The sequence below is a fragment of the Seonamhaeicola sediminis genome, assembly GCF_004358095.2.
In the GTDB taxonomy this organism is placed as follows: domain Bacteria; phylum Bacteroidota; class Bacteroidia; order Flavobacteriales; family Flavobacteriaceae; genus Seonamhaeicola; species Seonamhaeicola sediminis.
Genome location: NZ_SMZJ02000011.1, coordinates 35,646 through 59,287, shown reverse-complemented (window position 1 = coordinate 59,287; position 23,642 = coordinate 35,646). Strand labels below are relative to the sequence as shown.

Here is a 23,642-nt window from a genome sequence, read left to right as displayed (position 1 = left end):
TATTCGGTCAAGAAATCAAATTTGCTTGAAATCCATAAGATTCCAAATAATATAATAGATATTGTAGAAATTATTTTTAATACTTTTTTCATTTTTTATTTTCAGTTTGAGTGCGTTCCGCCAATGAATGGCAACGGTTTGGCTATGATTTCGTTGCGTGGTCGAGCCGTTAAAAAATTAGGTCAACGAAAAACAATGGTGGTCTGTAATTTTCAAAGTACGCCCTAAAAAGCAATGAATTATAGCCTGTGTTGTGTTTAGTTTTTTTATGTCAGAACAGTATTTCGCAAATGGTAAATTCGTTTGGTCTAACAAGTCAAAAACAAAAGTTAAATTCCTTTCTAATTCCGAATTGGAGCGTATTAAAAGCATTAAACCAATCGAAGGAGATTCCATTGCTGTCTATAAAAACTACCCTTTATAGACTAAATCTAGTAACCTAACTGACAATTCTTCTTTATCCACATCCGTGTCAAATCTTATGTGTTTTATTTCTTTTGGAACGTTTTGTTCAAAATAAGTTTGGAAGTTTAAAAACGCGTCACCGACATATTCCTTGATGCCTTCTATATCAATTTCATTATATTGAGGTACAACTCCTGCGATAAATTCATAAACACATCCAAATACTTCAGTGTTTACATTGTAATTAACTATGCTTGCTCTAAAGCGCAACATTATTAATATTTTGTCTTCTGGTTTTTCTTTTTGCCAACATTTTGGTTCTACGACCATATTTAAACTTCCTAGAGGCTGAATTTTTTTATCTAAAAAAGAAGTGTTGACATCAAACCTAATTATTCTTGGGTCTGCATAATATAATTCAATATTTTCCTCACTTTCTTTCATCTATCGTGGTTTTTAAATTAAACACAACGGTCTCGTATAACCGTCAGTTACGGATTTAAAGTTAATGTTTTTCGGTTTAGAACAGACGTTAGCAATTCCGAGTGGATTCGGACGTAGTCGAATCCGCCGTAATTGCGGTTATACATTGTTGGCTGTAGTTGTTTTTTATTCAATTATTTCTTCAAGTTTGTGTTCAATCACCATTCCATTTTCGGTTTTAGTTGTCGAATATAGTTCTCCCAAACCTTCGCAAGTACAACCTGTCCAAGTTCCATTTAATTTTTCCGTTTGCCCATTAAATTCAGCTGTCAATGTTTTTCGTGATTCCATTATTGCACAGTTATATTCTATTCCATTAAACACTTTTTTCACGTATTCTTTATGAGTTGTATGTCCCTGAAACTTTCTTGAAACCATTTTACCATTAAAAGGTATTTCATACTCAAATGAATTTCCAAAAGTTCCGAATTCACAAAATCTATTTCCAACGATAGAATCCTTGGTTGGTAACAATTCGGGATATACATCTACTCTTGTGAAAGATTCTAGAACTTTCGGAATTCCATTGGTCAGAGTAAATATAGTTGAGTCAGTTACTATTCCTTGAGAGTTTTCTGTAACACTAAAAAGTAAAGAATCTTTATCAACTTTTAATGAATATCTTTTTTTAAACAATTCAGTTTTAGATTCACTATTCGATTTTAAAGAGTAGACAAAAGTTTTTTCATTAGTAAAATTGCTAATCGGATAAATGTAGCTCACAAGTTTTGTGTTATTACAGTCTTTACTTTTCAGTTCAACTTTCTTTTCAGAGTTCTGACAGCTTAAAAGTCCGGTTAGTATTATAAAGTATAAAGTTTGTTTCATTTCAATTACAGCCAACGTGTTATATCCAATCAAAAGGTTTGTTTATTCTGTGAAATTGTGCGGTATAAACAAACTTTCATATTGGATTTATAAGTTAAAAATATAAATTTATTTTCGTCTTTGTCATAAAAAATTTACAAATTTCTACTTTTCAATAAAGGGGCATTATCATTGCTAAGTTTTAAGCTTTTTACAGCAATATCTAATGGGCTTTTAATATCTAGTAAATCTTTTTTGGTAACATGAGTATATACCATAGTGGTCTCGGGTCTAGCATGTCCTAAAAGTTCTTGAATATACCTAATGTCTATACCATTTTCTAAAAGATGGGTGGCATAACTATGCCGTAATGTATGCGGTGTAACACGTTTTTTTATACGCGCTGTTTTACAACTACGCTTTAAAAATGAGCGGATACTTTCGGCACTATATTTATTTTTACCTTGTCCTTCAAATAAATAAAAAGATGGCATATAGGTACTTAAATAATTACTTAATAATGGTAAAAACGAATCGGCAAGAATTACATAACGGTCTTTTCTGCCTTTTGCTTTTTTAATAAATAACTGTTTTCTGTCTATATCAATATGGTTTAGTTCTAAGTTAATTAATTCGCCAATGCGCAGTCCGCAGGCGTAAAGTAAAGCAATAATGCAGCGGTGTTTTAAGTTGGCAGTAGTTCTAATTAAATCTATAACCTCTTCTTTTGAGAGTACCGTTGGAAGCAACTTGTCTTTTTTAGGAAGCTCTAATTGTAATTCATCTATCTGGCATTCGGGGTAGTAGGCTTTAAAATGCCTTAATGAACTTATAAATTGCCTATGTGTGCTAATAGCATATTGTTTTGGCACCATAACTTGTTCTATAAACACCTCTACACTACGGTTGTTTAAATTTATAATATCAACATCATTATAAAACTCAATAAGATCTGCTGTTAAAGTTAAATAGGTTCTTACAGTACTATCACTGTAGCGTTTGCCTTTTAAATATTGCATATACCCCAATAATATTTTTCTAGAACTTTCGTTAAGAACACGCTTTCGTTTTTGATGTCTGCTACTATTCAATTGGGTAAATACAACCTGATCTTTTACCAATGCTACTGGTTGTAAGGCTGCTTTTATATGGTTAAGATTTTTTGCTGAAAGCGGGGTATACCAACTCTTTAATCGGGTACTCCATAGAGCGCCAGGAATGGCTTTAACAATAGCTATAAGCGATTCATTATAAGCAAACTTAATTAATATTTGCTCAGCATTTCTATGCAACTTGTTTTCAAGAACTACAGCAGGCTTATTATTATACATATAATAAATATATGTAAAATAATACAAAATAACTACTATAGTTTTTTAAATATTATGATAAGAGTCTACTTTTTATTGTTGCTTTTGTTTACATCGGCCAACATATCTTTTGGGTCAATGATGATGCTTTGAACCGCTTTTGATGTTTTAAAGGTATATGTTGGGTACGCCCAAGCCCAATCTGGAATAATGGTTGCAGTGGTTGGTTTTTCGCCACGCATCATTTGTAATGGAATATAAAAATCTTGAGTAGTGCCATCAGTATAAGTAACAGTTAAATCTATAGGCATAGGTATAAGGCCAATGCGCTCTAAGGTAATGGTATTGCCTTCTACATATTTTACGCCATAATCAATGGTGTTTATGGTTCGGGTCCAATCATTTAAATACCAATCTAGTTCTAAACCAGAATTCTTTTCTGCTATTCTAATAAAATCATTGGGTGTAGGGTGTTTAAACGCCCACTCATTAAAATAGGATTTTATAGTTTTTTCAAAATTTTCATGGCCAATAACATAATCTAACTGATTTAAGAATACATACCCCTTATAATAGGCCGAAATAGCCGAAGATTGATTGTAATTAAACCTATCGGCATGTGTAGTTTGTGGTTGTTCATGTCCAGAATCTACATAATAATAATAAATATCATAAACCCTTTGGGTAGGTTTTTCAAACGGCTTATTAAAAATATAACATTCAGCAAGTTCACCAAAATACTCTGTAAAACCTTCATCCATCCAATAATTTGTAAGCTCATTGGTAGCCAATAAAAACTGAAACCAAGAATGCGCCATTTCATGAGCCGTAACACCAAACAAACCATTAAATTCGCCTTCACCAGCTATTAGTGTGCACATACCATATTCCATACCACCATCACCCCCTTGAATAATGGAATACTGTTTGTAAGGATAGGAGCCAATATGATTACTGTAAAACTGCATGAGTTCTACCGCTTTGGGTTGTAATTTTTTCCAGTTATTCAATTTTGCTTGGGGCATGGTTTTTTTGTAAAAAAAATGCAACAACGGCCCTCCAGGAACCTGCTTTGTATCATGTATATAATCTGGATCTGCCGCCCAAGTAAAATCGTGAACATTGGGTGCTACAAAGTGCCAAGTTAATTTGTTTCCGTTAGTAGGTGTTACCACTGCTGTTTCATAACCATGGCCCACTTGGTTAGGGTTTTGTAAATATCCAGTACCACCAACTACATAGGTTTTATCTAAAGAAAGTTTTACATCAAAATTACCCCAAACACCATGAAATTCTCTACCTATATAGGGGTCTGCATGCCAACCTTCAAAATCATACTCTGCCAATTTAGGATACCATTGTGCCATTGATAAGGCTACACCTTCATTATTGTTACGCCCCGAACGACGAATCTGAACGGGCACCTGAGCATCAAAAACCATATTAAAAGTAACTTTTTCTCCCGGTTGAATTGGTCTTGCTAAATCAACTTCTAAAATGGTGCCTACCGTTTTATAGGTTAAAGCTGTACCGTTTTGATTTAACGAAAGCACATTTATATAGCCAATCTCATCGGGTTGTAGCTTGCTAATACGGTCTTTTACTCTGCCATCTGGATCTGCTATGGTGCGAGAACGCACATCCATTTCGCTTCCTGGTTGAAAGGCATTAAAGTATAAATGATAAAATACCTTATTTAAAACATCGGGTGAATTATTGGTATAAACCAAAGTTTGGGTGCCTTTATACTGATACGTGTTTACATCCATATCAATAACCATCTTATAATCAACATGTTGTTGCCAATACGTAGAAACCAATTTAGAAGTAGAAGGGGTTTGTGGCGGGGTAGGTACCGTTGGAGCAGTTTCCACAGTTTCCTTAGAACTACTACAAGACCAGATTAAAAATACACCTAAAAACGCGAAAAGAAAACGATTCATTTATAAATACTATTTTATGCCATGCTGAACTTAATTCAGCATCTCAAACATGAATTATGAGGCCCTGAAACAAGACTCAAACTGCGCTTAGTCTGACAGTTTTGGGTTACAGAATTAATTTTAATTAGCTTGTGAAACCTTTGATGCCATAATTAAGGCATTGTAGGCATTGGCTATTTTACCAGATTTTACAACCTCTGAAAAAGGTTTAATATCATCACTATTACCACCAACAATAACTCGAGTATTAATGGGCAAACCAGAATCCATAATAATTTGCTTTACCTGAGCAGCACTTAAATTAGGATAATACGAACGAATTAAGGCTGCAATACCAGCAACTGCAGGAGCTGCCATTGAGGTACCGCCTTTAGTCATATATTCATTCTCTGGCGTGGTAGAATAAACCGAAGCTCCCGGAGCAAAAATATCGACATTTTTCTTACCGTAGTTTGAGAAACTAGCTAACATGTTAGAACCATATTTGGGCGCTAAAGCACCTACTCTAATATAGGTGTTTGAAACCTCAACATAATCTACATTGTCATCAGGAAAATTAGGCTCTGTATCAACATTTTTACTGTCATTTCCGGCAGCATGTACAAATACCACATCATTATCACTGGCATAGGCAATTGCCTCTCTCACATAAGCACTGTGGGGTGAAAAACTTTTACCAAAACTACCGTTAATTACTTTGGCACCATTATCTACCGCATAACGTATAGATAAAGCAACATCTTTATCATACTCGTCACCATTGGGTACGGTTCTAACACACATAATTTCTACGTTATTTGCAACGCCATTTGCCCCTAAACCATTGTTGCGTTCTGCCGCAATAATACCTGCTACATGTGTGCCATGACTTTCGTCTTTTTTTACGGGTTTTACGTTGCCATTGCCGTAGTATTTGGTTGTAAAATCATTGGGGTCATCGCCATTAACGCGTCCATTAAATGTTTTATTTAAGTTGTAGTTTAAACGATCGTTAATACTTACTAAACCATCTTCTAGCTCTTTAACAGCTGCTTCTAATGATTCTAATTCATTGCTATACATATATTTTGCTAACTGTACAGACTGCTGTAACCCCTTATCCTCAGTTTCAATGGCATTTACCTCTTCTTTGGTGTAGTCTTTCTTTCCAAAATGGTCAGTTAAAGTTTCATGGGCACTCTTAACTTGGGTAAGTATTTGCTCGTAGCGCATTTTACGCTCACTCCATTTGGCGTGCTCTTTGTTGTATTCGGCTTGAGCTCTATCGTAGTCTGGATGACTGGTTTCACCACTAGCTAGAATTCTAACAAACTCTAATTGCTCATCATAGCCATCTCCTAAAAAATTCCAACCGTGAATATCATCAATGTATCCGTTATTGTCGTCATCAATGCCATTACCGGGTTTTTCATCTTTGTTTACCCAAATAACATCGTCTAAATCTTCATGGTCTATATCTATACCAGAATCTATAACGGCTACAATAACTTTTTTTCCTTTTCTATTTTTGATAATTTCGGCGTAAGCCTTATCAACACTCATACCGGGGATGGTATCTTTAATTAAATCTAAATGCCCCCAATTTTCTTTTTCGGCCTTCGTTAATTCTGAAACTTTTAATGGATTTTTATCAACATTTTCAATAGGTGTTGAAATGATATTGGCTGATCCACAGCTTAAAATAATAATGGCTAAAAATGCCGAAATGCTTAACACTTTTAATGTTCTCATAGTGTGCTTTGTTTAATTTTGAAATATATCTTGGGTGCTAAAAACGTTATTAAGTTTTACCCCTTTTTCTGTGTGTTTTAAGGTTATTATTTGGTTGTGGGCATCGTGTTCTAAAAACAGGTAATACCCATTATTTGCTGCATTATTTAAAAATTTTTCTTTTTCGTTTAATGTTAACAGAGGTCTGGTATCATAACTCATAACATATGGAAGCGGTAAGTGTCCTACTGTGGGTATTAAATCTGCCATAAATACAATGGTTTTACCTTGATATTGTATCATGGGCAACATTTGTTTGTCAGTATGGCCATCAACAAAAAGGATATCAAAGCCCAATGCGGAATTTTTTAGCGTATCACTATTAGGAATTGCAGTGAATTTAAGCTGGCCACTGGCTTCCATAGGCAGAATATTTTCCTTTAAAAACGAGGCTTTTTCTCTACGGTTTGGTTGGGTAGCCCATTGCCAATGGTCTTTATTACTCCAATAATGAGCATTTTTAAAAGCGGGCTCATAACCCGTTTGGTCTTTGTTCCATTGAATGCTTCCTCCGCAATGGTCAAAATGCAAGTGGGTCATAAACACATCGGTAACATCATCTCTATGGAAACCGTATTTTTTTAAAGACCCATCTAGAGAATCATCTCCCCAAAGGTGGTAATATCCAAAAAATTTATCTGATTGCTTATGGCCCATACCATTGTCTATCAAAATCAATCTGTCACCGTCTTCAATAAGCAAACAGCGTGCTGTAATATCAATCATATTATTGGCATCGGCAGGATTTGTTTTTTGCCACAATGATTTAGGAACCACGCCAAACATAGCGCCACCATCTAATTTAAAATTTCCAGCATTTATTGGATACAGCGTCATAGTATTTTTTCTCAGCGAAAAGTAGTTATAAACACTTATTTTTGAAGGTGTTTTTAATGTTAAAATAGCTCATGGAGCAATAAACTTTCACTTAGCGAGTAAAATTAAGAAATCTTAAACGATTCCTAAGAAAAGTTAAGAATTTATTAAGAAATTTTAAAGCAAAAACAGTCTGTATTTCGGTAAAAAGTCAGTTTTTTTTTTGACAAAAACCTATATTTTTTTATAGCATAGTGCAAATAACGTCTCTAAGGCGTTTTCCAAAATCAAAAAGCCCTTTAATTTCTTTAATGCTGGCCAATCGTTCTTTACCAAATATTAATAAAGCAGATCTGTTAGACTCAACATGATAATACGGATTACTTTCAAAAAAATGAATTAAATCGTCATTAAAAAGTTTTTTAATGGCTGCTTCATTATCACCTAAGAGGAAGAATCTTCTAGAAAAATCAGAGTGGTCTTGGATAGGAATATCCTTAAAGCCAGCAAAAGCATAAACACGTTCTAAAAAGCCTTCTCTGTCTAATGTAAACTCTGGAATAAAAACATCAAGTTTTATATATAACATGGTAGACCTGATAACCTCTTTGGCTATAAATTCACCTTCAGAAAATTCAATATCAAATAGATTGATACCTCCTTTTTCAAAGGTTAATTGGTTATATATATGATCTATATGCTTGGTGTTAAAAAATAAGAAACTGTTTAAATGGTCTACTTCTTTTTGTTTTTCAGAGTGGTATTTTAAGCCATAATTGTTAGCCAGCTCTTCCATACTGGTTTGCCGTCTGGTTAAATTATTTTTAATAATGTTTGGCACGGGAAGCAATCGTCTTAAAGCAAAAGGGTGCTTAGAATCGGTATCGTGCATATCTAAACCAATTACATCAAAATGCCCGCCTCTTTTTTTAAACAGTTCCTGATAGTCATGCATATTTTCCATAACAGTATGATCTACAAAACCACAAAGTGAGAAATCCACAATAACGTCATGGTCTTCGGGGATGTTATCTAGTTTGTCTTTTAGTTTGTAATAATTTAAGAAGCTACAAAAATGCTTAACACTTACATAAAAGCTGTGATCTCCTTCAGCCTCCTGATACATTAATACATTGGGTTTTAAAACATTTCTTACAAACAACAATATGCCTTTATTAAGGATGATGTGAATGATAAAGGTGGTTAAAACCCCAGCAAAAATACCCGTAATAAGGCCCACTTTAAGGGTAACAAAAAGGGTTACAAAAAAAATAACGAGTTGCTCTTTTCCTATTGAGAAAATTTTCTTGATAACATTTGGCGAGGCTAGTTTGTAACCCGTGTAAACCAAAATAGCCATAAGTGCTGGTAACGGAATACGAGTTAATTGTGTACTAAATAGTACAATAAATAGCACCAAAAAGGAGGCGTGTGCAAAATTAGAGGATCTATTTGTTGCCCCATTATTTACGTTTACAGAACTGCGCGCTATTACGGTTACCACATTTAACCCGCCTAAAAAACCACTCCCTATAGTTGCTAAACCTAGAGCTTTTAAATCTCTATTCACATTGGAACGACGCTTTTCGGGGTCTAGTTTATCAACTGCTTTAATGCTTAAAAGGGATTCAATACTGGCAATTAAAGTAATAGCAAAAACACTGGTCCAAAAGGTAGTTGTTCCAATTTTTGAAAACACTGGCATATGGATATCTGCAATAATTTCCTGAATTTCTGGAATGCCAGAAATCATATATTGGCGCGAAATAGGATTGTCTTCGTGCAAGACTAACTCAAAGTAATAACTAAACCCTACAGATAAAATAACAATCCACATGGGTGCGGGAATTAGTTGAAAAAACTTGTTTCTAAGTTTGGCATAAAATAGCATAATAGCCAAACTTAAAATACCTGCTAAAGCAGCATATATGAGGGCTTTATTTTCATAATGAACAGCATCATTTATTGTGAACGGAATCTCAATAAGATAATCTAAGGTGTCTTCTCGTTTTATTTTATGAGCTAACATAATATGAAACTGTTTTCCAAGAATGATGAGTCCTATGGCAGCTAGCATACCTTGAATGGCCGAAGAGGGAAAGAAATCGGCCAGTTTACCCATTCTAAAAAACCCTAGTAGCATTATTAACCCGCCTGAACAGGCAATAGCTACATAAGCACTATCTAAGCCCAAAGTTGTAATAGCCACTAAAAGTACGCCTACCAAACCATTACCCGGACCCGTAATGGTAATATGACTCCCTCCAACAATAGAGACCACAATACCTCCAACAATAGCTGCAATAATACCGGCTATTGGGGGTGCATCACTAGCCATAGCTAAACCCAGCCCAAGAGGTAAAGCAATAAGACTAACCACAAAGCCCGAAAATATATTTTTGGGTAAGGCCTTAAAAAATTCTTTTATGTTATTTTTTTTCGGACTCATTGAAGAATTAGGACATCGGTTGGGAGTTCGGTTAAAATATGTTCTATATCATGCGGAAAAAGTCTATCCCAAAACGTCATTTTACTAGGGGCATTCATTACCAATAAATCTGCTCTGGATACTTGGGCATAATGACCAATGGAGTAGCCCTGTTTTCCAAAAATAGCTTGCAATTTTATTGTTACATCTTTGGTGTACTTTTCTGGAATATGCTCAATGATCTCTTTAATTCTAGAGTTTTCACGTAGTTTAATTCGTTCTTTCATTATGTTGGCTCTCCTTAATGATTTGTCATCATCAACCTTTACAGGTATTTGATCTTGTTCAATCTCTTCAACAATGGTTATCTTTTCAGTCTCTAGTTGTTTGCCAACATAAAAAGCGGTTGTAATAGTTTGTTCTGTTTTGGGGTCTTTAAGTCCGTTAACCACAATATGTTGACAAGGCACTCTTTCAACCGAAGGTTTTATTAGTAGTAATATTGAGCATTGAGCTTTTCTGCTAATTTTTCGGGCTATAGATCCTACATAATATGTGATAAAACGCTCCCTTTGAACTGCCCCAAGAATCAAAAGATCTATATGTTTTTCTTTAGTAGCAGATAAAATAGACGCTACCGGATCACCAGGTTTAAAAACAACTTCATAATTTAAATGGTCTTTTTTAAAAGCATTCAAAAAAACTTTAAGTGTTTTTGTTTTGTCTTCGGAAGCTTCGCCCACATGAATTAAAACCAATTTACAATTAAAAAAAAGCGATAAACGAGCAGCTTCATAAAGGTTTGCTTTTAAATTGGGAGAAAAAGCAGCACCCATACCAATGGTTTTGAATGGTTTTAAGGACAAAATTGTTAGTAGTTAGTTTTTATAAAGTTGAAAGATAGTATTTTTTTAAAAAGGACAAAATTGATTGGATTTACTTAAATTAGTGACTTCATAAAACAAACGTTTATATGTTAGAACTTGCCGGAATAATAATTCTTGGAATTTTAGCGCAATGGTTTGCATGGAAATTTAAGATTCCAGCTATTTTACCGTTAATATTAATTGGGCTGTTTGTAGGCCCTATAGCTGCAGAGTACCTAAGTGATGATGGTCAAAAATGGATTGAGCCCGTATGGAATGGTGAAAAAGGTTTATTTCCAGGTGAAGGTTTATATTACTTTGTTTCTTTAGCTATAAGTGTTATTCTTTTTGAAGGTGGCTTAACCTTAAAAAGGGCAGAAATTAAAAGTTTGGGGCCCGTAATTACAAAATTAATTACAGTGGGTTCTGCCATCACTTTTTTTGGGGCAGGTGTATTAGCCCACTTTGTTTTCCATCTAAATTGGGAGTTATCATTTCTGTTTTCAGCTTTAGTTATTGTTACAGGCCCAACCGTTATTACACCCATTTTAAGAAATATTCCGTTAAAAAAGGATATTTCTACGGTTCTAAAATGGGAAGGTATTTTAATTGACCCTATTGGGGCTTTGGTAGCTGTATTGGTGTTTGAATTTATTAGCGTTGGTGGTGAGGGTGGTTTTACAAAAACCGCACTTATTGAATTTGGTAAAATTTTGCTTTTTGGTACGACCTTTGGATTTACATTTGCGCATGCCTTGGCTTTTGTAATCAATAAGAAATTAATTCCGCATTATTTACTCAATGTGGTGTCTTTATCTACGGTACTATTGGTTTTTGTAGAGTCTGAAATTTTTGCCCATGAGTCTGGTTTACTAGCTGTTGTAGTTATGGGAATGGTTTTGGGTAATGGTAAATTGGAAAATATTAAGGAAATTTTATATTTCAAAGAATCACTTAGTGTGTTGCTTATTTCTATCCTATTTATCTTGTTGGCAGCCAATATGAATATGGAAGATTTATTACTGCTTTACAACTGGAATACCGTCATACTTTTTGCAGCTATTGTATTTATAATTAGACCCTTAGCCGTTTTTATCTGTACTACCCAATCTACACTAAAAATAAACGATAAACTATTTATTAGTTGGGTAGGGCCTCGTGGTATTGTAGCTGCGGGTATAGCCTCGTTATTTGGCGGTAAACTTGCAAACCAAGGCGTTCCTGGAGCAGAATATATAACACCACTTGTCTTTATGGTAGTGCTTGGAACTGTGCTTTTAAACGCCACTACGGCACGCTATTTTGCCAAATGGATTGGGGTGTTTTTAAAGCATTCATATGGTGTTTTAATTGTAGGAGCTTCTCCTGTGGCTAGAATTATTGCAAAGTATTTAGTTGATAATAATAGGCATGTGGTACTTATTGATAGTAACCAATACAATGTAAAAGAAGCTCAAGATATGGGGCTGGAAGCTATTAATACCGATATTTATTCTGTAAAACTTGAAGATAACATAGAGTTGAATGATGTTGGGTTTTTAATGGCACTTACAGGAAGTGCCGATATAAATAATTATGCCATTAATAAATTTAGCGAACAGTTTGGAGAAAATGGGTCGTTTAGATTATTAACAGCTGATGAAATGAGTAAGCCCGATAGCACCCCTAAAGAAGGACTCTTTTCGCATACCGATGATTTTAATTCATTAACTGAGGTGGCTTTAAAATACCCAGTAATACACGAAATAGAACTTAAAGATAGAAAACACTACGAAGCATTGATTGAAATCACCAATAATGACGAGGACATAATTCCTTTACTGGTAAAGGATAATAAAGGTATTCTTGAAATTATATCTTCTTATAGCAAGTCTATGAAAATAGAAAAAGGCTTTCAACTAGTTTACCTAGGAAAGCCTTTTGATGATTAAAAATATGATTTATTGCTAGTCTGCTTTTAACTGTAAATTTGTAAACAGTTTTGTAACCACTAACGAGTTATTTTTAAACTTAACATCTTTCAAATCTACATATTCATTATCTACTTTAATAGATTTCACCTTAAATGGTAAGCCATGAATATTAATTTTAAAGGTATCATAAGCGGTATTGAATTGACCGCGTTTATGAATTCTGATAATCATTTTATCATCGTTACCAGCAAAATTAAATTTCTTTAAACTGTAACGCCCCTTTGTGTAATCGTAACCATCATTAGCATCTTCATATAATTCAGAATCTTCTTTACCATCTTTGTAATAAACGTCTAGCGTTAACTGGGTAATCTCCTTTTCTCCAACATATTGTTGTACTGGGAATTTAGGAATAATAGCTCCTGCTTTAACAAACAAAGGCATACTGTCTAGGTCTGCATCTACCCATGTTTCTTTGCCTCCAATAACAACTTCTTTAGTCCAGTAATTATACCACTCGCCTTTTGGAATGTACATACGCCTTCCCTTAGAGTTAGGCTCGTTTATGGGGCACACTAAAATTTGGTTACCACATATAAACTCATCAGTTCTGTAGTGTGTTTGGGTATCTTCTTGATCAAATAATACCAATGATTTTAGCATTGGTACATTATCGCTATGATACTGATAAAAGGTTGTATATAAATACGGCAACAATTCATATCTTATTTCAATAAATTTTCTAACAATGTCAGTAATCTCATCATCAAATGCCCAAGGTTCTTGATCGCCATGGTCACCTGATGAGTGTGTTCTGCAGAATGGGTGAAATACACCTAATTGAATCCAACGCGCATAAAGTTCACCATTGGGTTGTTCTGCAAATCCACCAATGTCAGATCCTGCAAAAGAGAATCCTGATAATGCTAGACGTTGCGCTTGGATATTAGCAATTTGTAGGTGCTCCCAGGTAGCTACGTTATCTCCCATCCACGTTGAGGTATAGCGCTGGGTGCCAGAATAAGCCGAACGTGTAATAACAAACGGACGCTTAGGGTAGTTAAATCGTTTTAGACCATGGTAGGTGGCTCTAGCCATTTGCATACCATAAATGTTATGTGCTTTTTGGTGAGAACACGGGTTGCCATCATAATCATGACGCACATCTGGAGGGAATGATTTACCGGGAACATCCATAACTGCTGGCTCATTCATATCATTCCAAACCCCTTTAACACCAATGTCTTCAATTAATTCTTTAAATAAACCTGCCCACCATTCGCGCACTTCAGGTCTTGTAAAATCTGGGAAATAACACTCCCCAGGCCATACTTTGCCTTTCATGTAAGGTCCATCGGCGCGTTTACAGAAATAGTCTTTTTCCAAACCTTCACGAAATACGTCGTATTCCATATCAATCTTTATTCCCGGGTCTATAATTACTACGGTTTTAAAACCGTCATCGGCTAATTCCTTAACCATGCGTTTTGGCTCTGGGAAATATTCTTTACTCCATGTAAAGCATCGAAACCCTTCCATATAGTCAATATCTAAATAAATAGCATCACATGGAATTTTTAGATCTCTAAACTTTTTGGTGATTTCTTTTACGGTTGACTCTGGATAGTAACTCCATTTACACTGATGGTATCCTAAGGCCCATAAAGGCGGTAACTCAGGCGTTCCAGTTAAATCGGTATAACTCACTACAACATCTTCCATTTTAGGACCATAGAAGAAATAGTAATTCATTTCACCACCAGCAGCCCAAAAACTGGTTACATTACGACGTTCTTGACAGAAATCAAAATACGTTCTAAAGCTATTATCAAAGAAAATACCATAAGATTTTCCATTGTGAAGCCCTGTGTAAAAAGGAATGGCTTTGTATATAGGATCGGTATTTTTACCGTAAGCATAAGAATCTGTTGCCCAGTTTTCAAAACGACGACCTTTTAAATTGATGTGCTCTGGTTTATCACCTAAACCGTAATAACTTTCACCGTTTTGAGCCACTTTACTCATTTTCACTATGTCTCCACCCAATTCATAGCTTTCTTCCCAGTGAAACCCTAATTCATCTTGACAAATAACCGTTTGATCTTTTGCATCAAGAATGGATATTCTTAAGTCAACTTTATAGATATGACAAATTAACTTAGCTGTAGTAACAATATATTTTTCGGCATCATCCGAAATTTCAAGATGATTATAGCCTCTGCTAGCGTTTTGGTCTATGGCATAAGAGAAGTCTTTATTAAACTTTCCAACCGTGGAATATCTAAACCTTAAAACGCTGTCTCTTAAAACAGTAAGTTGTAGTTTTACATTATTTGATGTTGTAAAATGTAATACATCAACATCTTTCTTGTAGTTAATTATGCTGGAAGGGAATAAATCACCTTTATACTCTAATTCCGTGTTTAAAATCATAATTCTGAGAGTCAATTATTGAAACGACCAAAATACTAAAATTGGAAAATAATTTAGGCTACTATTTATTAAAAATAATGCCCGTTCATTAAGTAAAATGCAATGTACAGGCACTAAATATTTTATATTTATAAAAAGAAAAATTATTTTAACTCATAAACTGTAACCGATAATGGAGGGAGTGTTATTTCCGCCGAATACTCTTTACCATTCCAAGGATCTTTTTTGGCTATTATTTGCCTTGGGTTTCCTACTCCACTACCTCCAAATTTTTTAGCATCACTATTAAAGATTTCTTTAATTTTTGATTTTGTTGGAATACCAATCTTATAATTTTCTCTAATAGTTGGGGTTAAATTACAAACCACAATAACGTTATTTTCTTCTTGATACCCTTTTCTCATGTATGATATCACACAATTGTCATGGTCATCAAAACTAATCCACTCAAAACCTTCGCTACTAAAGGCTTTTTCATATAAAGCCGGCGTGTTTTTATAAAGGGTGTTTAGTTCTTTAAAATACGTTTGCGTGTCTTTATGTGGTTTAAATTCTAACAAATTCCAGTCTAAACTTTCTTGGAAATTCCATTCGTTATATTGTCCAAATTCACCACCCATGAACAAGAGTTTAGTCCCCGGGTGAGTAAACATATAACCGTACAATAACCTTAGGTTAGCAAAACGTTGCCATTCATCACCAGGCATTCTTCCTAATATGGAGTTTTTTCCATAAACGACTTCATCATGAGATAAAGGCAGCATAAAGTTTTCGGTAAAAGCATAAGCCAAACTAAACGTGATATCGTTTTGATGGTATTTTCTATACACAGGATCTTTACTAAAATACTCCAAGGTATCATGCATCCAGCCCATCATCCATTTCATACCAAAGCCTAAACCGCCAAGAAAGGTTGGTTTAGATACCATAGGAAATGCTGTAGACTCTTCGGCAATGGTTTGAACATCAGGGAATGATTTATAAACTTCTTCATTGAGTTCTTTTAAGAAACTGATAACTGATAAATTCTCTCTACCGCCATAGATGTTTGGCTCCCATTCGCCATCTTCACGCGAGTAGTCTAAGAATAACATAGAAGCTACGGCATCTACACGCAACCCATCAGCATGGTATTGCTCTAACCAGAACAAGGCATTACTAATAAGGAACGATCTTACTTCATTTCTTTCATAGTTGAAAATTAAACTTTTCCAATCTGGGTGATAGCCCTTACGTCTATCTGGGTGTTCATATAAATGTGAGCCATCAAAAAAGCCTAAACCATGGGCGTCTTCAGGAAAATGCGATGGTACCCAATCTAGAATGATGCCTATATCGTTTTGATGTAATTTATCTACTAAATATTTAAATTCTTCAGGGTAACCAAAGCGCGATGTTGGTGCAAAATAACCAGTTAATTGATAACCCCAAGACGGATCAAATGGGTATTCCATGATAGGCATTAGCTCTACATGGGTAAAGTTCATTTCTTTTACGTAGTTTACCAAATCATCGGCCAACTCATAATATGACATGAATCTATCTTCTTCAACATGCTTTTTCCAAGATCCTAAGTGCACTTCATAAACAGAATAAGGCGCATCAATAGCATTGTTTTTTTTGCGCTTTTTCATCCAGTCTTTATCTTTCCACTTGTAATTATCATCCCAAACAATGGAAGCCGTACTAGGTGGATGCTCACATCGTCTGGCATATGGATCTGCCTTCTCCGTTTTTACATCGTTATTATGACTCTGAATTTTGTACTTGTAAAGATTTCCTTTACCAACCATGGGTATAAAGCCTTCCCAGATACCACTGGAATCCCAACGTACATTTAATTGGTGTTCACCTTCAATCCAGTAGTTAAAATCGCCTACTACAGAAACGGCTTTGGCACTTGGAGCCCAAACGGCAAAATAGGTGCCATCTATACCGTCTACGGTAACAATATGCGACCCAAACTTTTCGTATAGGCGATAGTGCTTTCCGCTTTTAAATAAGTCAATATCGAAATCTGTAAATAAACTATAAGGTTTTACGTGTGCCATAGTCAGTTGTCAGTTAATGGTTTATAATATTAGAAATACCCTTTAAAGGGATGACTGCCCATTGTGGGCGCGAATTGAGTTCATAACCCAACTCATAAACTGCTTTTTCAAGTAAACAGTATTTTAAAATAAATATGCGTTCTTGGTTATATCCTAGATTTAAGTTGGCTTCTTGTATTTCGGCAACATAAGTACCTAAAAACAAACCAGTTAAGTAGCGGTAGCATAACTCTCCAGCTTTAAATAAATTGTCTTGAGAGATATTATAGGTCTTAAAATTATTAAAAATAGTTCCATAAATAGCATAATGAAACGACCTAAATAAGCCCGCAACATCTTTTAAAGCAGGTTGCTTTACTTTACGGTCTCTGATGGTGCTTTCGGGTTCGCCTTCAAAATCAAGAATATAGAAATCATTGTCATGTACCAAAATTTGTCCTAAATGATAATCACCATGAATCCTAATGCGTTCACTTTTAAGCTTCGTCCAATCAAAAGACAAAAAGCGTTTTCTTATTTGATTTTTTTTATCTAAAAATTCTTTGGCAAGCTGCAATGAAAGCCCTTCTAAATTATGAAGATTATTTTCAATAATATTCAATCTGTTTTGAAATTGATATAACATACGGTTCTTTAACCAAACGGTGTAATCTCCATTAAAGTTGGCGGGTGTAAAGGCGGTTTCTTCAAACTCAGAACCAAGAGCAATGTGCATTTCTGCAGTACGTTTTGCTAGTTTTTGAATTTTTAAAAATAGATCTAACCCAACCCAATCAATTATTTGGGGCGGTATATCGTTAACTGAAAGTCGCTGATATAATTCGGTATTGGGCAATGTGTTGATGTCAATTTTTTTTTGCCCAATATTTTCAAATACGGTATGAAACTCTTTCAACATATATTCCCAAGCATCCCCTTCATTAGGAATCATTTGTTGCATGAGTGCAATGGTAATATTGTTTTCTTCAGAGTCAAGAACATTGATACTACCCAAATAAGGTGGGGTATTTTTAAATTCTTTCTTTTCCGATAAGAAACGAGACATCTCATAGTCTGGATTTTTATCGGCATAAATACGTCTAAAGAATTTTAGAACATAGTTTTCATTGTAAACAATAGAGGTGTTACTTTGTTCAAGTCCCATAAATCTAGATGATTCGTAAACTACACCATCTAATAAATGACTTTTATGATACTGAACTTTGGTAGTATCTTTTGGAAGTGCTGTAAGAATACGTTCAAACACTAATTTCCTAAAAGACTCCAGATTTACAGCATCAATAATATGTCCTTTTTGATTTTTAATGCTAATGGAAAGAATCCTGTCTTTCTTTGCAAAATTCTCATCGGTTACAAAGGCTATAGGTAAAAAGTAATGCTGGTAAAAAGCTTCAACGAAATTAACTTCTAGAATTAATCCAAAATACACTTCGCCATCTTGCTGAATTTTAAAATATTCTGCAAGTTCAATGTACTTAATATTACTGGCTTTACCACCATACCAACGCTGTTTTAGCATGTAATCACCTAAAACATCAGACAGGAATGCTTTTACAAACGCTTCATTTTCCAATAATACCTCCCAATTGGTATCAAAATTGAAGGTTTGCTCAACAGTTATCTCTCCTGCCATTTTGGTCATAGGCTATTTCTTTATTTCAAAAATATGGAATGGTAATGTTGGGTGTAATTCTACAAAGTTCCATGCTCCTCTCCAGTTGTAGCTGCTATTGGTAATTAAATCTTTAACTTGAAATGAATGGTTGTTATCCATGCCCAAATCATTTAGAGGCACTTGTACAGAGCCTTGTTGCATACCATGGTCATCTAAACTAATAACAATTAACAGTTCGTTAGTTTTAGCATCGTTCCATTTGTAAAAAGCCATTAATTTATCGTTTTCAACATAACAGAACTTGATGTTATTTGTTTGTTGAAGCGCCTCATTTTGATGTCTTAAATGGTTGATTTTAGAGATAACTATAGTTAATTTATTTTCAATAGACCAATCGTAGTGTGTAATTTGAAACTTTTCAGAGTTATTGTACTCCTCACGCCCCAATAAAGCATCGCTTAACATATATTCGTAAACCGGACCGTAAATACCAATACTGGAACTTAACGTTGCTGCTAGCACATAGCGCTGAATGTGCTTAGACTCATTAGCTCCTTGTAAATGGTAAGGGTTTATATCTGGGGTATTAGGCCAAAAATTTGGCTGCATATATTCCCGCGAATTACTTTGGGTTAACTCTTCAACGTACTCTATGAGTTCATGTTTAGAGTTTCTCCATGTAAAGTAGGTATAAGATTGTGTGTAGCCTTGTTTTGCCAATTGCTGCATGACTTTAGGCGCTGTAAAGGCCTCAGCCAAAAAGATAACATCAGGATGTTTTGCTTTTACATTTTCAATAATCCAATGCCAGAAATAGAAGGGCTTGGTATGTGGATTATCTACTCTAAATACGTTAATACCGCAATCAATCCAATACAATAAAATATCTAAGCATTCTTGCCACAGGGCTTTATAGTCTTTGCTTTCCCAATAAATTGGTAATATATCCTGATATTTTTTTGGCGGATTTTCAGCATATTGTACGGTGCCGTCTGGTCGCCATTTAAACCATTGCGGGTGTTCTTTTACCCATGGGTGGTCTGGAGCTGCTTGCAACGCATAGTCCATGGCTATTTCAATACCGTGTTCTTTTGCCTTATGTATTAAAGATTTAAAATCGTCTAAAGTTCCTAGTTGAGGATGAATATCTTTGTGTCCGCCATATTGTGACCCAATTCCCCAAGTAGAGCCTACATCGCCCTCAAAAGCTTCTGTGGTGTTGTTTTTTCCTTTTCTATTCACCTCTCCTATAGGATGAATAGGGGGTAAATATAGGGTGTCAAAACCCATTTTTTGAACGCGAGGTAATAAACGCTCACAGTCTTTAAGCGTTCCATGAACCCCCTTGTGTTCTGAGGCAGAACGAGGAAAAAATTCATACCATGTGCTAAATCTAGCCTTTTTTCTATCTACGTAAACTTGATATTCAGCAGAGGTATTTGCTAATATTTTTTGAGGGTTGTTGAAAAATATATAATGTAACCTATCGCTTTGTGCTTCAGCAATGGCTTCATCATAATGCTGTTCATTACCAAAAATATTGATGAGATGGTCTAAGTAAAATGAATCATTTTGTTCTAAACCATCTTTGATGGCTTTAAGATACTCAATGCCTTCCAGTAGTTCTGACTTTACATACTGATTGTCTTCAATCTTTCTTTCAATACCATGTTGCCAGTTAAGGGCATAATCAACCCAAGCCTCTACTTTGTAGGTATAGAAACCCTGTTTTCCAACCGTGAAAGCTCCTTTCCACTCGTTATTTACATCTAAATGCATGCGAGTCTCTTTCCAATGGTTGTCTGTTTCGTGTTTATAAAGAACCGATGCTCCTAAAACGTCATGTCCGTCTGCAAGAATATGAGCTTCAACATTTACTATTTCGTTAACTATTCTTTTTATAAAAAATTGACCACCATTAACTTTTGGTGCTACATAATCTATTACAACTCTTTTCTGATTTTGCATGTTATCTTGTTGGTTTTGAAGTACGCAAAATTAATAAATAAAGTGATTTTCAAAATGATGAAAACAACCTAAACCCCGCGAAAACGATTGATTGTTAAGAATTAATATTATTCTATGATTGTATTTTTTTGAATTATAGCATCTTTTTTGATAATAACAATACCATCCCTTACACAGTAGGTGTCTGTTTCTGTGTCCTCAAGAAGCTTGCTACCAACAATTTTAACATCGTCACCAATTCGACAGTTTTTATCAATAATACAATTTTTAATAAAACAACGTTCGCCAATTCCCATAAGGATTTCAATTTTATTGGATTCCATCTCCTTAAGTGTTTCAAAATAATCATTACCCATCATATAGGTGTTGATTATAGTAGTTTCTTTTCCTATTCTGGAACGAATTCCAATCACTGATTTTTCAATTTTAGTAGCGGCTATTATACAACCTTCAGAAATTACTGCTTTTTCTAAAAGAGTTCCTGCAACCTTTGTAGTTGGCAACATTCTAGCATGGGTGTAAATACGTCTATTATTGTCGTAGAGATCAAACTGTGGTATGCTGTCAGTTAACCCTAAATTAGCTTCAAAAAAGGATTCTACGGTTCCTATATCTGTCCAATACCCTTCATATTGATAGCTTAGGGTTTTATGAGAACCAATAGATTGTGGAATGATTTCTTTACCAAAATCCATAGTGTCTTGATTGTCCATCAATGTAACCAACAAATCTTTATTAAAGATATAAATACCCATAGATGCTAAATAATGACGCCCTTCGTTTTTCATATCATCACTTACCTCTGATGTCCAATCTGGTAATAAGCTGGCATCTGGTTTTTCAATAAAAGATGTAATAATATTTTCGTTGTTTGCCTTAAGAATACCAAAACCAGTAGCATCTTTAGCATTAACAGGAATGGTAGCTATAGAAATTTCTGCACCTGCTGCTTCATGCGCTTCAATCATTTTATCATAATCCATCTGATATAATTGGTCACCTGATAAAATTAAGGCATATTCAAAATCATTCCCTAAAAAATGAGGCATACATTGTCTTACCGCATCAGCCGTTCCTTGAAACCAAGTCTTATTTTCAGGTGTTTGTTCTGCAGCCAATACATCAACAAAAGCACTACTAAAAAAACTAAATTGATAGGTGTTTTTAATATGTTTATTTAAACCCGCAGAGTTAAATTGGGTTAATACATAAATACGTTTTATATCTGCATTAATACAGTTAGAAATAGGAATGTCTACCAATCGATATTTCCCAGCTATAGGAACTGCTGGTTTTGAACGTTTTTCTGTTAAGGGATATAATCTTGAACCTTGCCCTCCTCCTAAAATAATCGATAAAACCTTGTCATTTATCATAATAGTTATTTTTATTTAGTGATAGTTGTTGTAAATGTTATAGCAATGACTTATAGAGTTCTTCGGTTTGCTTAGCAATAGCTATCCAATCAAAGTAATCTTCTACACGCTTTCTTCCTTTTTTTGCCATAGCGTTTCTTAGCTCTTTATCGGCAATGACTTTATTGATGCCATTGGCTAAATCTCTAGAGAATTTATCGGGGTTCACAGGCTCAAAAGGTGCCACATTTTGTTGTTCTAACGGTATTAATAATCCTGTTTCTCCATGAACTACAACTTCTTTAATGCCGCCTACAGCACTGGCTACAACAGCTGTATTGCAAGCCATGGCTTCGATATTTATAATTCCGAAAGGCTCATATATAGATGGGCAACAAAAAACACTGGCATGTGAATACAGTTGAATAATTTCCTCTTTGGTCACCATTTTATCAATCCAAATCACATTAGCTCTGGTTTTCTTAACTTCGTTAACAGCATCCTCCATTTCTTTACCAATTTCAGGCGTGTCTGGAGCGCCTGCACACAATACTATTTGTGTTTCTGAATCTATATATTTTATGGCATTCACTAAATGTATGATTCCTTTTTGGCGTGTTATTCTACCAACAAAAAGCACATAAGGTTTAGATTTGTCAACACCATAGGTATCTAAAGTGTTAGTTGCAGCGGTGACCTGATATTGTTGCAAATCTATGCCGTTATAAATTACATGGATTTTGCTTTCATCAACGTTAAAATGTTTGATAACATCTTCTTTGGTCTCCTCGGAAACTGCAATTAGCGCATCGGCCATTTCTATAGCTGTTTTTTCAACCCAAGAAGAAGCATCATATCCTCTTCCTAATTGTTCTCTTTTCCAAGGTCTTAAGGGCTCTAGAGAGTGCGTGGTTATTACTAGCGGAATGCCGTAACACAATTTGGCTACGATACCTGCAAAATGCGCATACCAAGTATGGCAGTGAACAACATCAGCATCAATCTCTTCCGCATTCATGTGAATGCCTGTACTTAAGGTTTGAAAAACAGATTTAAGCTTACTATTTGAGTCATTGAAAAGCGCATTATCATAAGGAAAGCCTTTTACTGTAAGATTATTGTTTTCTTCATTTTGATCTCCAAAACATCTAACATCAATCTTCATTAATTTTGCTAATTCTGCAGCCAGATATTCAACATGAACTCCAGCACCACCATAAACATAAGGTGGAAATTCTCTAGTAAAAAAAAGAGCTTTCATAAACGATTTTTCAAAAGGTTTGGTAGTTAATAATTCTAGTTCTTAAAATACCTCGAAACCAAAAAAGGGGAGAGAGGTTGGTTTATAAACATACAAAAATATTGTTAATAACTTTGTTGAAATCTCATTTTTGAGAAAAAAAAAAGATTATTGAGGATTATTGAAATTTTAGTTAAAGAAATTCAACAAATACTGAATTTTGGTGGTAATATTCTATA

Annotated in this window: 16 protein-coding genes; 2 read left to right on the top strand and 14 right to left on the bottom strand. The window is 34.7% G+C overall.

Annotated elements, in window-relative coordinates:
* A partial coding sequence (locus tag E1J38_RS15170; RefSeq protein ID WP_222428243.1) for a hypothetical protein occupies window positions 1-228 on the top strand: 228 nt, incomplete at its 5' end.
* A 183-nt stretch (window positions 229-411) separates the two neighbouring features.
* Here the strand turns inward: E1J38_RS15170 and E1J38_RS13530 are convergent.
* From E1J38_RS13530 to E1J38_RS13495, 8 genes are all read right to left on the bottom strand, one after another.
* Entirely contained in the window at window positions 412-849 is a 438-nt protein-coding gene (locus E1J38_RS13530; RefSeq protein ID WP_133357376.1) for a hypothetical protein, read from the bottom strand.
* Between the two features lie 165 nt (window positions 850-1,014).
* On the bottom strand, window positions 1,015-1,716 hold the full coding sequence (locus tag E1J38_RS13525) for a hypothetical protein (protein ID WP_186525874.1): 702 nt from the start codon (window positions 1,714-1,716) through the stop codon (window positions 1,015-1,017).
* Between the two features lie 134 nt (window positions 1,717-1,850).
* Entirely contained in the window at window positions 1,851-3,026 is a 1,176-nt protein-coding gene (locus E1J38_RS13520) for a tyrosine-type recombinase/integrase (protein WP_133357374.1), read from the bottom strand.
* Window positions 3,027-3,091: 65 nt separating this feature from the next.
* Window positions 3,092-4,948, bottom strand: a complete 1,857-nt coding sequence (locus tag E1J38_RS13515) for a M1 family metallopeptidase (RefSeq protein WP_133357373.1) — start codon at window positions 4,946-4,948, stop codon at window positions 3,092-3,094.
* A gap of 120 nt (window positions 4,949-5,068) precedes the next feature.
* On the bottom strand, window positions 5,069-6,679 hold the full coding sequence (locus E1J38_RS13510; RefSeq protein ID WP_133357372.1) for a S8 family peptidase: 1,611 nt from the start codon (window positions 6,677-6,679) through the stop codon (window positions 5,069-5,071).
* Between the two features lie 12 nt (window positions 6,680-6,691).
* A complete protein-coding gene (locus E1J38_RS13505; RefSeq protein WP_133357371.1) occupies window positions 6,692-7,555 on the bottom strand; it encodes an MBL fold metallo-hydrolase in 864 nt (287 codons plus the stop codon).
* Window positions 7,556-7,778: 223 nt separating this feature from the next.
* Window positions 7,779-9,983 (bottom strand): SulP family inorganic anion transporter, encoded by a 2,205-nt coding sequence (locus E1J38_RS13500; RefSeq protein ID WP_133357370.1) that lies wholly within the window; start codon window positions 9,981-9,983, stop codon window positions 7,779-7,781.
* Window positions 9,980-10,828, bottom strand: a complete 849-nt coding sequence (locus E1J38_RS13495) for a universal stress protein (RefSeq protein ID WP_133357369.1) — start codon at window positions 10,826-10,828, stop codon at window positions 9,980-9,982. Before E1J38_RS13495 ends, E1J38_RS13500 begins: the two co-directional genes overlap by 4 nt.
* Window positions 10,829-10,935: 107 nt before the next feature.
* Here E1J38_RS13495 and E1J38_RS13490 point away from each other — a divergent pair, with 107 nt between their 5' ends.
* Entirely contained in the window at window positions 10,936-12,759 is a 1,824-nt protein-coding gene (locus E1J38_RS13490; RefSeq protein ID WP_133357368.1) for a cation:proton antiporter, read from the top strand.
* A gap of 15 nt (window positions 12,760-12,774) precedes the next feature.
* Here the strand turns inward: E1J38_RS13490 and E1J38_RS13485 are convergent, their stop codons facing one another.
* The 6 genes from E1J38_RS13485 to glgA all read right to left on the bottom strand — a co-directional run bounded on the left by E1J38_RS13485 (window position 12,775) and on the right by glgA (window position 23,424).
* Window positions 12,775-15,174, bottom strand: coding sequence for a glycoside hydrolase family 31 protein (locus E1J38_RS13485; protein ID WP_133357367.1), 2,400 nt, complete (start codon window positions 15,172-15,174; stop codon window positions 12,775-12,777).
* A 143-nt stretch (window positions 15,175-15,317) separates the two neighbouring features.
* Window positions 15,318-17,225 (bottom strand): 1,4-alpha-glucan branching protein GlgB, encoded by a 1,908-nt coding sequence (glgB, locus tag E1J38_RS13480; protein WP_133357366.1) that lies wholly within the window; start codon window positions 17,223-17,225, stop codon window positions 15,318-15,320.
* A gap of 13 nt (window positions 17,226-17,238) precedes the next feature.
* Window positions 17,239-18,867, bottom strand: coding sequence for a trehalose synthase (locus E1J38_RS13475; RefSeq protein WP_133357365.1), 1,629 nt, complete (start codon window positions 18,865-18,867; stop codon window positions 17,239-17,241).
* A 3-nt stretch (window positions 18,868-18,870) separates the two neighbouring features.
* Entirely contained in the window at window positions 18,871-20,808 is a 1,938-nt protein-coding gene (locus E1J38_RS13470; protein WP_133357364.1) for an alpha-1,4-glucan--maltose-1-phosphate maltosyltransferase, read from the bottom strand.
* Window positions 20,809-20,915: 107 nt separating this feature from the next.
* A complete protein-coding gene (locus tag E1J38_RS13465; RefSeq protein WP_133357363.1) occupies window positions 20,916-22,184 on the bottom strand; it encodes a glucose-1-phosphate adenylyltransferase in 1,269 nt (422 codons plus the stop codon).
* 37 nt (window positions 22,185-22,221) lie between these two features.
* A complete protein-coding gene (gene glgA / locus E1J38_RS13460) occupies window positions 22,222-23,424 on the bottom strand; it encodes a glycogen synthase (protein WP_133357362.1) in 1,203 nt (400 codons plus the stop codon).
* Window positions 23,425-23,642: the final 218 nt, after the last annotated feature.

What these genes read in the sequence shown, in the direction of transcription:
- E1J38_RS13530 (WP_133357376.1), bottom strand. Translation starts at nt 849, where the DNA reads ATGAAAGAAAGTGAGGAAAATATTGAATTATATTATGCAGACCCAAGA.
- E1J38_RS13525 (WP_186525874.1), bottom strand. Translation starts at nt 1,716, where the DNA reads ATGAAACAAACTTTATACTTTATAATACTAACCGGACTTTTAAGCTGT.
- E1J38_RS13520 (WP_133357374.1), bottom strand. Translation starts at nt 3,026, where the DNA reads ATGTATAATAATAAGCCTGCTGTAGTTCTTGAAAACAAGTTGCATAGA.
- E1J38_RS13515 (WP_133357373.1), bottom strand. Translation starts at nt 4,948, where the DNA reads ATGAATCGTTTTCTTTTCGCGTTTTTAGGTGTATTTTTAATCTGGTCT.
- E1J38_RS13510 (WP_133357372.1), bottom strand. Translation starts at nt 6,679, where the DNA reads ATGAGAACATTAAAAGTGTTAAGCATTTCGGCATTTTTAGCCATTATT.
- E1J38_RS13505 (WP_133357371.1), bottom strand. Translation starts at nt 7,555, where the DNA reads ATGACGCTGTATCCAATAAATGCTGGAAATTTTAAATTAGATGGTGGC.
- E1J38_RS13500 (WP_133357370.1), bottom strand. Translation starts at nt 9,983, where the DNA reads ATGAGTCCGAAAAAAAATAACATAAAAGAATTTTTTAAGGCCTTACCC.
- E1J38_RS13490 (WP_133357368.1), top strand. Translation starts at nt 10,936, where the DNA reads ATGTTAGAACTTGCCGGAATAATAATTCTTGGAATTTTAGCGCAATGG.
- E1J38_RS13485 (WP_133357367.1), bottom strand. Translation starts at nt 15,174, where the DNA reads ATGATTTTAAACACGGAATTAGAGTATAAAGGTGATTTATTCCCTTCC.
- glgB (WP_133357366.1), bottom strand. Translation starts at nt 17,225, where the DNA reads ATGGCACACGTAAAACCTTATAGTTTATTTACAGATTTCGATATTGAC.
- E1J38_RS13475 (WP_133357365.1), bottom strand. Translation starts at nt 18,867, where the DNA reads ATGACCAAAATGGCAGGAGAGATAACTGTTGAGCAAACCTTCAATTTT.
- E1J38_RS13470 (WP_133357364.1), bottom strand. Translation starts at nt 20,808, where the DNA reads ATGCAAAATCAGAAAAGAGTTGTAATAGATTATGTAGCACCAAAAGTT.
- E1J38_RS13465 (WP_133357363.1), bottom strand. Translation starts at nt 22,184, where the DNA reads ATGATAAATGACAAGGTTTTATCGATTATTTTAGGAGGAGGGCAAGGT.
- glgA (WP_133357362.1), bottom strand. Translation starts at nt 23,424, where the DNA reads ATGAAAGCTCTTTTTTTTACTAGAGAATTTCCACCTTATGTTTATGGT.